The 16,172-nt window shown below is 68.6% G+C and carries 10 protein-coding genes; 3 read left to right on the plus strand and 7 right to left on the minus strand.

The annotated features are described in order from the left end of the window. From QM806_RS38275 to QM806_RS38295, 5 genes are all read right to left on the minus strand, one after another. A partial coding sequence (locus QM806_RS38275; protein WP_283294865.1) for a hypothetical protein occupies positions 1-1,156 on the minus strand: 1,156 nt, incomplete at its 3' end. 21 nt (positions 1,157-1,177) lie between these two features. Then, on the minus strand, positions 1,178-3,709 hold the full coding sequence (locus QM806_RS38280; RefSeq protein ID WP_283294866.1) for a hypothetical protein: 2,532 nt from the start codon (positions 3,707-3,709) through the stop codon (positions 1,178-1,180). A 181-nt stretch (positions 3,710-3,890) separates the two neighbouring features. Then, positions 3,891-4,943, minus strand: coding sequence for a hypothetical protein (locus QM806_RS38285; RefSeq protein ID WP_283294867.1), 1,053 nt, complete (start codon positions 4,941-4,943; stop codon positions 3,891-3,893). Between the two features lie 730 nt (positions 4,944-5,673). Beyond that, on the minus strand, positions 5,674-6,366 hold the full coding sequence (locus QM806_RS38290) for a hypothetical protein (protein WP_283294868.1): 693 nt from the start codon (positions 6,364-6,366) through the stop codon (positions 5,674-5,676). A gap of 121 nt (positions 6,367-6,487) precedes the next feature. Continuing rightward, entirely contained in the window at positions 6,488-7,291 is an 804-nt protein-coding gene (locus tag QM806_RS38295) for a GOLPH3/VPS74 family protein (RefSeq protein WP_283294869.1), read from the minus strand. 363 nt (positions 7,292-7,654) lie between these two features. Between QM806_RS38295 and QM806_RS38300 the strand changes: the two genes are divergently transcribed. After that, on the plus strand, positions 7,655-9,697 hold the full coding sequence (locus tag QM806_RS38300; RefSeq protein WP_283294870.1) for a serine/threonine-protein kinase: 2,043 nt from the start codon (positions 7,655-7,657) through the stop codon (positions 9,695-9,697). Positions 9,698-10,050: 353 nt separating this feature from the next. Here the strand turns inward: QM806_RS38300 and QM806_RS38305 are convergent, their stop codons facing one another. Next, on the minus strand, positions 10,051-10,242 hold the full coding sequence (locus tag QM806_RS38305) for a cold-shock protein (protein WP_283294875.1): 192 nt from the start codon (positions 10,240-10,242) through the stop codon (positions 10,051-10,053). 198 nt (positions 10,243-10,440) lie between these two features. Next, positions 10,441-10,944, minus strand: coding sequence for a hypothetical protein (locus tag QM806_RS38310; RefSeq protein ID WP_283294871.1), 504 nt, complete (start codon positions 10,942-10,944; stop codon positions 10,441-10,443). Between the two features lie 1,638 nt (positions 10,945-12,582). Here QM806_RS38310 and QM806_RS38315 point away from each other — a divergent pair. Further along, positions 12,583-14,496: a DUF308 domain-containing protein gene (locus QM806_RS38315; protein WP_283294872.1), complete on the plus strand. Its 1,914-nt coding sequence runs from the start codon at positions 12,583-12,585 to the stop codon at positions 14,494-14,496. A 212-nt stretch (positions 14,497-14,708) separates the two neighbouring features. Beyond that, positions 14,709-16,157 carry a M23 family metallopeptidase gene (locus QM806_RS38320; protein WP_283294876.1) on the plus strand — a complete coding sequence of 483 codons (1,449 nt, stop codon included), beginning with the start codon at positions 14,709-14,711 and terminating at the stop codon, positions 16,155-16,157. Positions 16,158-16,172 lie beyond the last annotated feature (15 nt).

Raw genomic sequence — 16,172 nt, forward strand, 5'->3', positions numbered from 1 at the left:
CCCCGTCGGGGTCGGGGGCCGACCACGCGGGCATCCCGCCGGCGGGCACCACATGTGTCGGCCGCCACAAGTGGTTTTCGGTGGGTGGTGTGGGCGGCGCCTCGATGGCGTCTCCCCCCGTCGACGCCGGTGTGCTGATGGTGTCGGGTGTCACCGGCTGGGTTCGCACCTCCGGTTGTTGGTTGTCGGTCGTGGCCGCGGCGGACCGTCGTGCGAAGTCCGGTTGACGGAGGAAGAGGTTGAGGTAGCCGACGACGGTGTCGGCGCTCACGGTCTCCAGGTGAATGCCGCGGTCGATCCATTCGACGGTCATGAGGTCGTTGATACCTGTCTGCAGGCAGGTGAAGCCGAGGCGGTTCAGGCCGCCGTGGCCGTCGTCGAACGCGTTCGTCAGCTCGACGATCGCGGTGATCGCCGCGAAATGTTCGGCGATCGGGGCACATGGCCCGGCCGGCCGCGCGGCCTCGGAGTCTGCGTCCACGAGCCCCTGCTGGGCCAGTCGCGCAATGGAATCGGTCAACCCGGCCCCGGCGCGGGAAGCCTCGACTCCGCACAGCCGACCGATCGCGTCGACCAGTGAGAATCCGGTCGTGGGCGGCTCGTCGAGTGTGGTCCGCAGCTGCGCGAATTCGACCGGCACGTCGGCCTCGGGGTGACCGGTCGCCAGGCCGGAGAGGATCCGGCGGCGCTGCACGTCGATGAGCGCGGCGAGGACGACACTGTCCTCGATCGGCAGTTCGAGGGTGAGGTCCAGGCCGCGCCACTGGCTTCGCCCGACCAATCCTGTCAGGAATTCGGTCACCCGGTCGGTGGGCGCGGGGTCCTCGAGGCGAAACACGCCCGGCTCCCTGGTGGCAGACAGTGCGACGGGGTCATGGTCGACCGACGCCCACACGATGTAATCGACGAGGACACCGGCACCGACGAACCTGACCGTGGTCGTGGCGGTCGCCGCCGCGAGCGCCGCCAGGGTGGGTTGCAGGTCCCTTCTGGTCGCGGTGTCGTCGACGACACCGAGGTCGGCCAACCGGGCGCGCGCGGTGTCGGTGACCGTCCCGTTCACCCCCGCCCAGGGTGAGACGGGACTGTGCGGGCCGTCCACCAGCGCCGCCAGCGCGTTGAACGCCTCTGCGTCGAGATCGAGTTCAACCGCCACGTCGCCACCTCCTCGTTCCGATCACTTCCAGCCGCCTAACCACTTCGTGAACGCCGTGACGGCTTCGCCGGTTGCCTTGCAACCGACACCGGCTGCGATCTTGATCTGTGTGGCGACGCCACCCGGAACTAAGAACCAGCCAGCGTTGTTGAGGTTGTCCCCGACGAGGTGGGCAATGATTTGTGTCCTGCTCTGCTCGCTCGCCAGACCGCCGGCGATGTCCTTGACCGTCGTGTACGCGGCGTTAGCCGCCAGCCCCGCAACCGGCGTAGGCAGGAAATTCGAGGCGACGCTGAAGGCAGTATCGGCGGCGTGGCCGATTACCCCGGCGCCGGTTTCCCCTGCCCCATGTAGCGCTTCCCACCAGCTTTCGCTGTCACGCTCCGTCACCCCTTCGTCGATCTGTTTTTGCAGCTGCGCGCGGCGGGCGGCTTTGGCGTCCTCGGACATCGGCGGTGGTGTAGGGGTCGGTGTCGGCGTTGGCGTGGCCGTCGGGGTCGGTGTCGGGGTCGGCGTTGGCGTGGCCGTCGGGGTCGGTGTCGGGGTCGGCGTTGGCGTGGCCGTCGGGGTCGGGGTCGGGGTCGGGGTCGGCGGAGGCGGAGGCGGAGGCGGAGGCGGTGGCGGTGGCGGTGGTGGCGGTGGTGGCGGTGGTGGTGGTGGCGGTGGTGGTGGTGGCGGTGGCGGTGGTGGTGGTGGTGGCGGTGGTGGTGGTGGTGGAGGCGCCGGCCAGTGCGAGATGAGGATGGGACTATTGGGGTCGAAGACCGACTGGCCCCCGACAGTCTTGGTGCCGTACGCGGAGCCGGCAACATTCGGGGGCAGGTTGTCCGGCACCTTCACGTAGGTTGTGCCGTCCGGGCCGGTGACAGTGTGGGCGGGGACCCCGAAGTTCTGCTGCAGCGTCGACGCGAGCGCGGTGGCGTCGAACCCTTTCCCCGGTGGGGTGAGCCATTGGTCGGTCGGCGGCGTGGCGGGGTGAGACCAGTCCACCACCAGCGCGATGGGCTGGTGGGGGTCGATCGTGCCGTCGGGGCGGGTGCTGAATCCGCCGCCGCTGATGCCGGGCGGGAAACCCCCGGTGGGGGCGACCAGGGGGGCGTTCGGATCGTACGGCTGGCCGGCGGGGTGGGTGGCCGCCCACAACGTGCGGCGGGCATCGCCGCCGGAGACGACCCGGCTGTCGACCACAGTGCCCAGGGGCGGCGCCGGGGGTCCGGCGACCGGGCCCGCGCCCGGTCGTCCCGCCGCGGGGCCGGTCGACGACACCGCGTGCGGGTCCGGCTGCGGTTCGTCGGGACCCGGCGGTAGGTCGGGCGGGGGTGGGGGTGCGACGTCACCCTCCGGCGGCGGCGGTGGCTGTGAAGTGTCCACGGGCCGCGGACGCCGCTGGCTGGGCAACAGCAGTGGCGGGTCCGGCAGGCCGTGGGTGTGTCGCCAGTTCAGGTAGGCGTTGAATTCCGTGTTGCTGGGCGGATCGGGGTAGCCGGGGTGGGTGGCCCGCCACTGGGCGAATGCGGGGTCGCGGAGGAGTTGCTGGATCCAGTTGTTGATCGCGGCGCGGTCGTCGGGCCGGTCCGGGGATGGTGCCGGTTGCGGGCCGCGGCCGTCGCCGTTGCCCTGGGTTCCGGCGAGGGTGCCGAGGAAGGTGCCGGCGACCGCGCCGGCGGCGGCCGCGGCGCCGCCGACGGCCGCGTGGCCCAACACGGCGGGGGTGCCCGTGCAGCTGAGCCAGGGCGTGTTGTCGGCTTGGCATTCCTGCCATCCGCCGTCGTCGGCGAACGCGAGGGCCGGGTTGGTCAGCCAGGCCAGTACCGGAATTGCGGCAATCAGCAGCAGGGTGACCGCCGGGGGCGGCCCGATCCGGCCGATCGCCAGGGCGGCGCCGGCCAGCACCAGAACCAGGATCAGTTTGACCTCTGTGCTGGGGATCACGTACGCCGCCAGCAGGGCCGCAGCCGAGCCGAGCAGGCCGACCGTCATCCCGGTGACGCCGGTGACGGCGTGGCGGCGGGTGGGTGCGAACTGTGTGAGCAGTCCGGACCAGATCCGGCTGGCGAGGTCCGCGATGATGCTGCCGATCAGCCCGGGAGCGGCGACCAGCACCCCGAGCGCCAGGACCGCGCCCACCGAGGGCGCGAGGATCAGTGCGGCGAGCATGGCGGCCGCCGCCCCCCACAGCAGATGCACCCGGGCGGCGCGGTCGCCGCCGATCAGCGCGGCGAGGGCGCGGGGCAGCCCGCGCAGGTCGGCGAGGAAACGCTGGGTGCCGACCGCGTGCCAGTACCCGCCCACCCCGAAGATGACGGTGCCGGCCAGACCCCAGAACAGGGAACCCTGGATAAGGGAGCCTTGGCCGGTGGCCGGCGCACCACCGGGCACCATATATCCCTCGTAGCGCACGGCCATCAGCCACACATTCCACACGTAGCCGAAAACACCGCCGACCACGGCACCGGTCAGCGCCGCGAACAGGTGCGTGCGCAGCCACGTGGGAAACCCCCGCGCGACGTCTCCCACGGTGGGAACGGACACCGGGGATCCGCCCGCGCTCATCGCAGCCCCCTGCCCCGGTCGGCACTACGACAGGACCGCATCACCGGAACGACCCGGAGCGGTGCCGCCACCGGGCCCACGCGTGACAAACCCGCCGACCGGTATCCGCACAGAGCCGCACACCTCGGGACGGACCCGGATGGCTGCACCGGTGCGTAGCGGGATCGGGTGAGGTGAGAATTCATCTCAGCCCCCCGACCTTGTCCACGATCACGAATCCCCCCGAATACGGTGCCGGGGAGGTGCGGACCCGCATCACCTCGCCACTGGTCGCGAAGCACGCCCGGGTGATCCGGCCGGGCTCGAGCGTCGGGGCGCCGACGGCATCGGCCAGCACGTACCCGACCGCGTCCTCGTTACGCAGGCTCACGCAACCGTCGCCGGGTACCCGCAGCCACTCCGGGTAAAAGCGACCCTCGCGCACGATCGCGCTGGGTCCGCCGTCGACCTGCTCACCGGCCCGCACCGGTGCCGGGGTCCGGAAGGGGTGCTGCCAGGCCACCAGCACGACCAGGACGGTGAGCATCGAGTAACCGACGGTGTGCGCACTGACCTCCCGCAGTTGGCGCATCGTGCGCTCCGGGTGGGCGACCAGCGGGCCCAGCACCGCACCGTAGGCCAGGTGTCCGCCGTAGGCGATCGCCAGCAGCCCCGGTCCTCGGAGGGCATACAGGCCGGCGACCGGCGAGGCCACCGCCAGGGTCTCGATCGCGAGCCCCCACAGCAGGGCCCACTGCCAGCGCCGGCCCGCCGCGATCACCGCGTAGGTAATGCCGAAGCCGATGCCGTTGCCGAAGTGGAAGAGCCAGCCCAGCAGCCCGGTCCACGGACCGGACGACTCGGCACCGGCGATCAACACACCATAGGAGTCGATCGGGGCGAGCAACCGATACCCGGCCAACAGGAACGGGATCCGGAACAGGTCGTAGGCGAGCGTGCCCGCCAGCCCACCGAACGCGCCGACCACCAGTGCGGTGTGCAGGCCGCGGTACGCGGGCCACCGGGCGGTCGCCACCCCCGCGGTCGTCAGCAGGGCCAGCGCGGGCACCGTGACAAACCAGAACCACAACCGAAACGAACCCAGCCCGTACGCCCAGGCCAGCAGCGGAACCACCGGGAGCAGCCCGAGCAGCGCACACAATCCCCTCACGCCTCGCCGGCCGGCCACCGACGAGGCGAGTGCGGAACCCTTGGTCTGTACCCCTGAGGTGCGACCCTCTTCCGGGGATCTCATTGCGATCCGATCTACCGAGCGAGGCTGCTCATGTCCCGAGGCTGCTCATGTCCCGAGGTTGCTCGTCTCAGTATCACCCGCGGCGACCGGAACGCACCACCGCCGGCGGTGCCGACGACTTCCGCGCACACGTCGAGGGTTCGCCGCCGACACGTCGGGCGTGATCTGAGAGCCTGCGCGTCCGACCACCCGGGCGAATCCGGCGTGGCCGTGTCGGAGCCGCCGGCAGCGCTCGCCGGGGGAATCCGTCGGTGCGGACACCGCCGACGATCGTTGCCCGCTTGACGAGTGTCGCCGCCGGAATCACCAGAGGACCCGCGACGAGTTCCGGCGGCGGGTCCGCACCCACTACCCCTCAAACCTGCCTATGAAACAAGCCCTCTGCCCGTCAATTCGCCATTCACGGGAGAAACGATGACCAATGACGACAATCCGGATCTCCCGCCACGTCACCCTCCGGCGTCAAGGCCCATCGCAGCGGCCGCGACCGCTGCGATGGGCCTGCGGCCCGCCGTTGACCCCGGAGCCTCAACGGCCCCCTCAACGCGCAGTGGTACGGCGGGCAGGCGCGCCGCCCCTGCCCGCCGTACCACGCGGCCCTCGACACCCCGACCAAGATCAAATCCGGACAACCAGATTCTCTGCGGTTTCCGGGGATTGCCACTGTTCGCCGAGAGTTGCATGGGTCTCGCCTCGGCGAACACGGTTTCGTGAATGCCTGCAAGCCACCTCACACCAGCTGAACGAGCGTCACAACCGCAATGTAGGCCAACAGCAACCCCACCACGACGCCGTACACCCGCCACCAGAACTTCCCGTTGTCCCCGAACAATTCGACCAGCGACTCCTTCGTCCCAGGACATCGCCGTTCGAGTTCCGTTACGGACATTCTGCCGACGTCAACGGGGCCGCGGCCGAGGCGCTGCCACAGTTCGTGGAGGCTGCGCGGTGACCATTCGCCATGGAGGACGATGGGTCGATACCCGGACGCGCCGGTCACGATGAACACCCGCTTCGGGCGTCTGGGAACGTCGCTACCCGAGGCGCCCGGCGGGAGGAGGGCGCTCCAGACGCCGGTGACAGCCACGATCGGGATGGTGCGGCTGAGACGACCGGACTCGCCGACAAGATTCAGCTCGGCTCCGGTCACGACAAGCTTGACGTTCCGGACGGCCTGGAGGCCGAGGGGAACGATCATCAGCATGGCGGGCCCGAGGAATGCGCAGACTGCGGCGGCGACTACGGCGCCGAGGCGGGGTCCGAACGAAATGGTGAAGAAGAACACGCCGGCGACGACCATGGCCGCCAGCGGCGCCAGCACCACCACGCAATACACGACCGTCACGGCGCTGGAAAGCGATGACGGGCGAAGTACCAGCTCGTCCGGTTCGTTGCCCGTCGGCGGCCACGGCTCGTCATTCATCGCTGATCCCGTTCTCGTTCTTCTACCAACGACGTGTTGCCGGTCGTGATACGTCCAGCCCGCGGCGATGCTCGGCGCGAGCGATGGCCCCAGGCGCCGACACCATCGGTTGTCACGTCGCTCAGGTAGTACTGGCGGCGCGCGCCCATTTCATTCCGCTGAACACCGACGACAAGGCCGGGGCGATCGGACCGATGCGTTTCGTCAAGTACCTGATTTGGTCGTAGTAGTCCCCCTTGATTTGGAAGTTCTTGCAGCGGTATGGGATTCGAACTGCCAGTGCGGTAAACGCGGCGTCGGTGTCGTCGACCGCGCGTCCCTGCCCGCGCGGATGGGCGGCCCGAAGGTTCGCCTCGGCCCGCGCGCGGAACTCGGCCCTCAGCTGACGCTTCTGTTTCCGTGGGAGGGACTTGACATTGTCCGGGAGCATCGACAGGGCGTCCTGAGCCGCGCGCGTCATGGCGTCGTGGTCGGGCTCGTCGGCCTTGGCGGCGCGCAATGTGTCCTCTACCGCCGCCCGCAGCCGCGCCGTCAACTCCAGGTCCGACGCCCGGTATCTGGTGTGGGGAACCATGCCGAGGACCCGGTGTCGTTCCGGGGTGACGAGTCCCTCGCTGACGAGTTGATCCCGGGCCAGTCTCTCGGTCGGGCGGGGATCGGTGCCGATCCAGTGTTCCCAGGTGCGCGGCCTCGACGCGGCGATCTGCGTGATGAGTTGTTGTTCCAGCGCGCCCGGATGCGCCTGCCGGCACTCCGCATACGCGTGGCCCGTGCGATCCGTTATCTCACCGGTCAGGTAGAGCTCGGCGAGAACGCCCGCCCGGACGAGTGCGCCGAGTTCGTCGTACTCGGTGACCTGGCCGTCGGGGCGTGTGCACAGCAGATACAGGCGCTTCCACAGCGGGAGAGGAGGCACGGAGTCCATGCTAGTCCGGATGATGCCGGGGTTCCCCGGCCGGCGCGGGAGGCCGGCGGCGCCGATCATCGCAGTGCTTCGGGTCGACGACCAAGGCGTCGACGTTCCCTGTGTCGGGTGCTCGGATGACGGTGGCGCACGTCGTCAGGCGTGCGACCGCATGCCTCGTCGAGCATCGCCACCGTGCCGTGCCGGTGCAGGTGCGCTGACCGCCGGGTATGCGGCATAGTTGGCAACACAAAGGACGCAGGAACCCGCCCTGGAACAGAGGGCTCGCGGACAGACGCCCGCCCGCCCCGGTCCCGAGCCATGACGGTGTGCGTGTGGGCGGAGTGGTGGGTTCGTCAGTGCCTTCACTCCCTGGAGGCGGCGATGACGGGTACCCGGTTCGGGCGCTACCTGTTGCAGCGGCCGCTCGGCGACGGTGCGACGGGACAGGTGTGGTCGGCCCACGACACCGCCACCAACCGGACCGTGGCGGTGAAGGTGCTGCCCGCGCACCTGACCGCGGACCCGGTGTTCGAGGAACGGTTCCGCCGCGAATCCCACGCCGCCGCCGCGCTGCGCGAACCGCACGTGCTCCCGATCCACGGCTACGGGGAGATCGACGGCCGCCTCTACCTGGACATGCAATTGATCGAGGGCACCGCGCTGACGGCGTTGTTGGCCCGGGACGGGCCGCTACCACCCTGGCGGGCGGTGAGCATCGTCGAGCAGGTCGCCGCAGCCCTCGACGCGGCGCACGCCGCACGGCTGGTGCACCGCGACGTCACACCGGCTGGCATCCTGGTGTGCGCCAACGATTTCGCGTACCTCACCGGCTTCGGGATCGCCCGCGCCGCCGGGGAGCCGGTGATGACCGGCACCGGTGTGCCGGTCGGCACCCTCGCCTACACCGCCCCCGAACGTTTCACCACCGGGCAGGCCGATCCGCGCACCGACGTGTACGCGCTGACCTGCGTGCTGCACGAATGCCTGACCGGCGCACCCCCCTACCCGGGAGAGACCTTCGAGCAGCAGAGCATCGCGCACCTGACCGCGCCCCCACCCCGGCCCAGCCTCGCCCGACCCGGGATCCCGGCCGGGTTCGACGACGTCATCGCCTACGGGATGGCGAAAAGTCCGGACGACCGCTACCCCACCTGTGCGGCCCTGACCGCCGCCGCGCGAGAGGCACTCGAACCAGCCGACCCCCGGTCGGCCCCCGCCCCGACCCGGCCACCGGCCCCACCGGAGGCGGCAACGACGGTCCGGCGCCCCACGGTCCCGACCGAACCGGACGAGGCGGCGCAGCAGCAGACCGAAGCGTGGGCCCGCGGACGTCGGCGGGATTCCGCGCCACCACCCCTCGGACCGCCGAGCACGGACCGGCCGCCGGAGCGTCCGCCCCACGCTGGGCGTCCCGCACCCTGGTGGCGGCGCCCCGCGACACTGATCGTCGCGGTCGTGGTCGTCGCACTCGGCGCCGTGGGCTACACGCTCTGGCGCGGTCAGGACACGGACCGGGCAGTCCAGAACCCGGGAATGGTGTTCGACGGCATGTACGACGCGGCGTACCGGGTGCAGGCCACCCACGGCGTGGACGACAGCGGCGAGTCCGCGTACACGTTGCGGTGGGCGGTCCGCACCCATTGTCCCGCCGCCACCGGTGCCTGCGTCACGTCGGTCACCAGCCCGAGTCTTCCCACCGATCCACCCGGAACGCCACCGACCCAGTTCGTGATGGACTACAGCGACGGAACATGGTCCGCCGTGAGGGAACTATCCGACACCGGCTGCCAGGACCCCGAGACCGGTGCCCCGCTCCAGGACGTCCCGGCCTGGGATTCGCGGACACTGACACTCGACGGCCCGCAGCCGGACGGCCAATCCCTGACGGGCACGAAGGTCGAATATCGCGGCGACCCCTGCGCGCGGCGAACCGAGATCAGCATCACCCTCCGCCGCACCGGTGAGGTCGACCCCACCATCCCGCTCACCCCGCCCACCGAGATAGCGCCGATCGGCCCGACCTCACCCGGCGCGGCGCTGACCGGAACCTACAACCTCGTCTTCACCCCGGCGGTGGTACCACCCGGCGGGACGCCTGCTCGGGAGAACTTCACCGGTCGCTTCCGGACCCACTGCTTGCGCACCGGCGACCGGTGCGCCTCGATCCTCATCACCGACGCAACCCCTGAGGGGCTCATGTACCTGTACGCGAACGGCCAGTGGACTTGGGCCTACACCGGCGCCCCGGAGAACTGCGACTCCACGGAAGGGAACAAGTTCGTCGAAAACCGCGTGACCCTCGACCGCACCGGCGCCGGCGAGGGACCGGCCCAAAAACTCGCGGGCCGCCGAATCAGTACCCATCACGGCGACTGCCCAACCACCTACCAGTACACCGTCGACGTCACCCGAACCGGCGACTGAGGACACGACCACGACACGGGCGCGGTTCCCGGCGCCGAACAGGCACCGAAGGACCGCTCCGGCCGGTCGCCCCGCCATCGATCACGCACGGGTCGGCCGACCGATGGCGCCGTCTCGCCCGTGCAGTCGCCGACGGACGCGCCGCTCGCGATGCATGAGGATGGAGATCACCGCCACCCTTCCATCGAGCGCGTAGACCTCGAAATCCGTCCTGCAGACGGATCCCTCTACAGGACTGTCCGCGCCCAGCTTGGGGCTCGAAACGCCGCCGATCAGCGCTCCCGTTAGAACGTCCTGATGAAAGGCGCGTCCAGGATGGGCCGCACCCATCTGGATGCGGCCACGCCGATCTGTTAAACAGGCCGCACATTCTGGGCTTGCGGACCCTTCTGCCCCTGGCCTACCTCGAACTCCACCCGCTGGTTCTCATCGAGTGCCTTGAAGCCACTGCCCGCGATCTCCGAGAAGTGCACGAAGAGGTCTGCTCCGCCGTCATCGGGCTTGATGAATCCAAAACCCTTCTCGCCGTTGAACCACTTCACAATGCCCTGCGGCTCGAACGTGCTCTCGACGCCGTTCTCGAGCCGGTCTCGACGCCATACTCGTCGACCGAGTCGACGGTGACCTTCGCGTCTTTGACGATCGCGCCGGCATCGAGCGCCGCCTGCAGCGCCTTGTGCCGCGGGGAGCGAGTGTCGGGGATGATTTCGGCGCGGCTGGTATGGATTCGATTCTTGTGCGCCTCATGCTCGAGGCGGACCTCCCGCTTGCCGCGGCCAGGGCATGCCTCCTCGATTGCCCAGGTCAGCTCGTGAAAACGCCTTGGGCCGGATCACTGTGCCGGGGTGCAGTGTGATCGCCGCCCGGCAGATGGTCCGTCGCCGGGGAGCCAGTGACACGGTGACCTTCCGGGGAAGGTCACCGGTGGTCTGACGCACCACGGATTCGAGCATCTGAGTCCACTTGCGCGCGCGGTAGCGGGACACATCGAGCGCGCACAGTGCGGCAGCGACAGCGAGCAAAGGCCACTGGTAGCCGTGCAGCTGTGTGAGGAGGCCCGTCGCGGTCTCGTTGCCGTCGACGGCCGGCAGCAGCCGTGGCGCGTACACCGCCGCGCCGGCGCCGGCGACAGCGATCGGTGAGGAGGGGGTGAAGCGGCCGATGCGCGTCGGGTCGGGCGTCCGAATCGACCTGCGTGCCTGCGCGTGCGGTGTCGCAGTCGCCGAAGATCTCGCGGTACTGCTCAACCACCCAGTCCTCGACCGGGTCACGACTCGCGTTCACCGCGGCCCCTTTCGCTCGGCCCGACACCACTGCGGGAGTGATGCGGGAGCACTGTGGCAACAAACGCGCGCCGGATTCAACGGGGTATGTGGATAACTTCCGGGCGACGCGTTCGAGGAACCGTCCCGAGCCCGTCGGTGTCCCACGTAGAGCATCCCGGCGACCCCGGATCCCAGCGGTCCGCGCGCCGCTCACCGAGACCCGGTGTGTGTGCCGCATCGCACGCCGTGGCGAGGCAGGCATCCAGGGGGACTCGTTCGCTGTGTCGGCGGTGTTCGCCGCACGGTGCCGGAGCGGTGCGGGTGCGGCCGCGGACCCGCCCGCCGCAGCGCTCCGAACAGCAGTCGCGGACCCCCACCGCAGAGCGCTCGAATCAGCGGTCGAGTTCCGGGCGTTTCGACGGTGATTCGACCACTGCGGCGAGCACGTCCGAGCACGCGTGTGAGACGCCTCTCCGCGAGCGATACCGGCAGGGTCGGTGCGGCGGTCGACGCGGTCCCGATGCCGGCGCGGCGAGTCCACGAAGGGCGCGCCGAACCGACGCCCCGCTGCGCGGTCGACACAGCACCGCCGCAGGCGTGTGACATGGGCGTCCCGAAATATGTTGGCGCGGCGCAATTTCTAGTAGTACACTCCCCCTAGGCCCGAAGGGCCGGGGGGAGTGACCCCCGAAGGGGGTGGGGTTCCCCGCTTTTCCGGACGCTCGATTCGGACGCCCGTTCTCATGCCACGGCAGAGCACCCTCCGATCGGTGCCGCAGCACCACTTGTTCGATCCCCATTTCGAGGGCAATAAGACGCGCACTCGTGTGCGCCTGAACACGGTCGGTCAGGCACCACATTTCAGCGCTGAATTTCGCGCTTCCACGGCCCTGCCGCCACCGTTGCTCCGCCGGGCTCTCCTGGCACCGCCCCACCGGGCGGCCCGTTGCGGTGCTCGGCGGGCCCCGATCTCCGACTGAGAGGGGTCAAGCGCACACCGAACCACACACGACCCGTCAGAGGTCCACGCGCGACACCCTCACCGCCCACGCAATCGATGCCCGCGCCCAGCCCATGCGTGGGTCACCAGATGGCCGAAAAGCACGCACCCCCGCTGCGCCGAGGACCACCGCTGCACCTTCGCACAAGGAAGCTATCCACATACCCCGTTGACGTCGGCACGCGATCTTTCTTCACGTCGACCGCACCACGTTTCAAGTGCTCTCGCCAGATCCGACCCGAGAAGAACCCCATCTCTGTTGCGTCCACGGTCGTCGACGCCGCACTCGCTTCACCCACACACCCCCACATCGGTGGTCACTTTCTTGCTCCGGAAACCGAGGTGAACACAACAACCTCGAGGACTGGATCGGCGACAACGTCTTCGCCCGTGATCTTCTTCGCTGGTTGCCTGCTCGATCGCACTCGGAGCCCCCCAAGAGCAACTTCTCGAAGGTGCCGACCGTCGGCGGACGGTCTGTCGCCGCGATCACCTTCTCCGTGCTCGCCGGTAGCCAGAACGCAATGAACGGGCTCGGGGCCGTTTTCCTCAGCCTCTTCGGCGTCGACGTCTCACGCGTGCTCGTCCCTTGCGAACACATCTTCGAAGGAAGTGAGCACATGATCGACAACAACCGACCTGCTCTACCCGCCAGGACTCGCACTACCTCGGCCCCCGCGGGCAGAACCCTCCCGACTCGCATCCGGTACTCCACCGTCGCGGTGGGTGCAACGATCGCGGTCACGGCCTTCGTCGTCGCCCGCATGATCGTCCACGTCCCTCCACGCTTCACACCGCCGGCCGTGATGCTCACGCTCACCGTCTTTCTCACCACCACGATCACCCGATACATCAACGCCGACCGACCCCCGCACTTTCCGTGTTCATCGCGGCGTCGAACGACGTGGTGGCGCCACGACCGCCTCAGACCCGGACAGAGCGCCCCGGCCCCGGCCCGCCGGTGCTCGACCTGTCCACTACCGAAGGACGACGGGCTGGTGCTGTCGGCGCGAGATGCCGGCCTGGAAGTCGCCTCAGGACTCGCTGACGGCGGCGATACCAGCGGAAACCCGCAGACCGAGATCGAAACGATCGAATCGAAACTCATCGACACGTTCATCCGCCAACCCACGCAACTGATCAACTTCGGAGTCGTTCTCGATGCCCCGGAAAACAACGGGAAATGCGTCAAAGAGTTCGACGCCGCGTACCTCGCGAAGCCCAAGGAGCCTGGACTCGCGGACAAAGCGCAGGACGTCGTCTCCGAGATCGCCCCTGGGGCAGGCGTAGCCCTTGACCTGATCAATTCCGACGCGAAACCGGAAGACCGCGTCAAAGATGCCATCGCCAAATGTGAGGGGAAGGACGGGCCGATGAAGGCCTATGCCGACAACCCCGGTCCCGGACAAGCAATGGGCCTGTTTTTCCTGATCTTCGCCGGCGCACTCCTCATGGCCTTCGCGATCTACCTCGCCGGCCGATTGATCATCGCCGCAGGTGTCTCGATCGGCAATGCCATCAAATCGATACCAGGAGTCGTCCTCGCCATCGCACCCTCGATGCGCGGGCAGTTCTGGCGGACCATTGCCAACGTCGCAATGGCGTTGCTGCAGATGATCTTCGCCATCGTCTTCCTCGTCGGATACGTCATGGTCGTCGAGGATCTCTTCGCTGCAGACGAATCGAACCTGATCCGCACGGTGTTCTTCGTCGACATCTTCCTGGTCACCGCACTTCTCCTCTTCCGCCGAGCGGTCAAGGGAATGAAGCGAATGTCGGACAACCTGGCAACAATTCTGGCTAAACGGCCCAACGCCGCACCGACCGCCATTAGTCGCTCAACGCCCACCACAGCGCGCGACATCGCTGCGATGGCCGCCAACGGACGGCACCTGTACCAGGGCGGAAAGGCCGTGGTGAAGGGGGCAGGAGCACTAGCGAAGAAGTCCGGCACTGCCGCGGCAACGACCGGAAAAGTCGCAGCCGGAGCCACCTCGACCGCAGCAACCGGCGGGGCAGCTGCAGTGCTGGTTGCCGGACGGGTCCTCTCCTCGACGGCGAAGCGAGCGAAGAACAAGGTCGACTCGATCGCCGATCCCGACAGCTACCCGAAGTCCACCTCAGGCACGGTCGGTGCCCGGACCAGTCGTGGAACCGCCGCTACGAACGCTGCTGCCGACGCTGTCCGGAGTCGACTGTCGAAAACGGCGGTGTCGGACAAGGCCGGCATCACGCACCCCATCGGGGTCGCCCCGTCATTGCCGGTCGCCAACCCTGGCCCGGTCCGCGCCTCGGCCACGACAACCAGCAGCCCAGACGGTCGCCGATTCCGCGAATTCACCACCACATCTGGGGCGCCGGTGATGTTGCCGACGACACCGAGCCGCACCCCGCGACCAGCCAGACCCGCCTCTGCTGAAGCAGGGATTCCCAACGGTTCATCGTCGAAGACTGCTCAGCTGCTCGCTGCCGCCGCGCAGTCCGGATCCGCGCCGGTAGTCACGCCGAGCGCACTGGCCCACCGAGCTCGCTGATGACGCTCCTCGACACACCACCGTCGACCCCGGACACACAGGAAGGCAACTCGAAAAGGTGGTGGTGGCTGCTCGCCGGCATACCCGCCTTCGCCATGGTCATCATGATGGCTCCGATATTGGCACACTCACGCGACGACCGGTAGTGACACGAACTGCGGTCAACCTGTGCCAGACGCCGGGGGCGGCAGCCTCATGGGAATCAAACCCGGATCCCTCGCGGTCCCGATGGCCGAAGGCACCTACACAATCAGCTCACCCTTCGGTCTGCGCGAGGGAGGCATGCACGACGGCCAGGACTACGCAGCACCACTGGACACCCGTTCTACGCCGCCGGTGACGGCGAAGTCATCGCCGCCGAGCCCGCTGCCGGTTACGGACACTGGATCCGGATCCGGCACACCATCGAGGGCCAGATCGTCGAATCCCTGTACGGGCACATGCCGGCGTCCGGGGTCCTCGTCCACACCGGAGACAAGGTCACAGCGGGCCAACTGATCGGCAAGGTGGGCAGCGAAGGACAGTCGAGTGGACCGCATCTTCACTTCGGCATCTACCCCGGAGGCTGGTCACTGGGCGGCGGAGTAGATCCCATTCCGTGGCTCAAACAACAAGGAACCATCTCGCCCACTCGAGGACCAGCAGAGCCGGTCGCACACACCGATTCCACCGGTGAAGAGCTACCGCCGCTGCCCGCCGACAAAGGCAGCGAAGCGCACATGCAGATCGACTCGATCCGCATCATGCGCACAATCGCGGCGGCCTTCCCCGAGATCACCACCATCGGCGGATGGCGCCCCACCGGCGACCTCACCCAGAATCACCCCGACGGCCGCGCGGTCGACATCATGATTCCCGACTCGCCGAGCGCCCAAGGGAAGGCGCTCGGCGACAAGATCGCCCTGTACCTCCAACAGAACACAGTGGCCCTCGACGTCGAGTACGTGGTCTGGCAACAGCGTTACTGGGATGGCACCGGCCACTGGTCGCTGATGGAGGACCGCCACGGCAACACTGCACACCACTTCGACCACGTGCACGTCACCACCGTCGGCGGCGGGATGCCGACCGCCGACACCCACTACGGCCCCGCTCCGGGCGCAACGACCACCACCGGGCCGTGCCCGACAGAAGTCGGTGATCAGACCGAGCTCGCCCCTGGCAGCATCCCGCCGCAATACACCAACGCAGTCTCGGCCGCTGGTTCACTGTGCCCCGAGGTGAGCCCAGTTCTGGTTGCCGGCATCGTCCAGCAAGAGTCCGGGTTCAACGAAAACGCCGTCAGCAAGGGCGATGGCGTAAACCAGGGCGGCGCCGAAGGACTGAGTCAGTTCATGCCGGAGACCTGGAAGGTATTCGGTACGGATTCCGGTCTCGATCGTGCCGGGAATGCGGAACCACCGAACGCTGCCGACCCGTTCAATCCGTACGACGCGATCGCCTCGGAAGGGCACTATCTCTGCCACATCGCCGACTACCTTCGGCCGCATCACGACAGCGGGGCCGTCACGGGCGCGGTCACCGACCTGATCATCGCCGCCTACAACGGCGGGGAGGGCGCCGTCGTCACATACGGCGGGATTCCACCATTCGGCCAGACCCAGGCATACGTGCCGGCCGTGCGTGAGCACATGGATAACTTCGCGGCCCGGTACCCGTAGCCCTCCTACCGCCAC

It is taken from the genome of Rhodococcus sp. IEGM 1351 (assembly GCF_030056875.1).
Classification (GTDB): Bacteria; Actinomycetota; Actinomycetes; order Mycobacteriales; family Mycobacteriaceae; genus Rhodococcus_F; species Rhodococcus_F opacus.

Excerpts from the sequence above, each read along its gene's own strand:
- QM806_RS38280 (WP_283294866.1), bottom strand. The coding sequence starts at position 3,709 with ATGAGCGCGGGCGGATCCCCGGTGTCCGTTCCCACCGTGGGAGACGTC.
- QM806_RS38285 (WP_283294867.1), bottom strand. The coding sequence starts at position 4,943 with ATGAGATCCCCGGAAGAGGGTCGCACCTCAGGGGTACAGACCAAGGGT.
- QM806_RS38290 (WP_283294868.1), bottom strand. The coding sequence starts at position 6,366 with ATGAATGACGAGCCGTGGCCGCCGACGGGCAACGAACCGGACGAGCTG.
- QM806_RS38295 (WP_283294869.1), bottom strand. The coding sequence starts at position 7,291 with ATGGACTCCGTGCCTCCTCTCCCGCTGTGGAAGCGCCTGTATCTGCTG.
- QM806_RS38300 (WP_283294870.1), top strand. The coding sequence starts at position 7,655 with ATGACGGGTACCCGGTTCGGGCGCTACCTGTTGCAGCGGCCGCTCGGC.
- QM806_RS38315 (WP_283294872.1), top strand. The coding sequence starts at position 12,583 with ATGATCGACAACAACCGACCTGCTCTACCCGCCAGGACTCGCACTACC.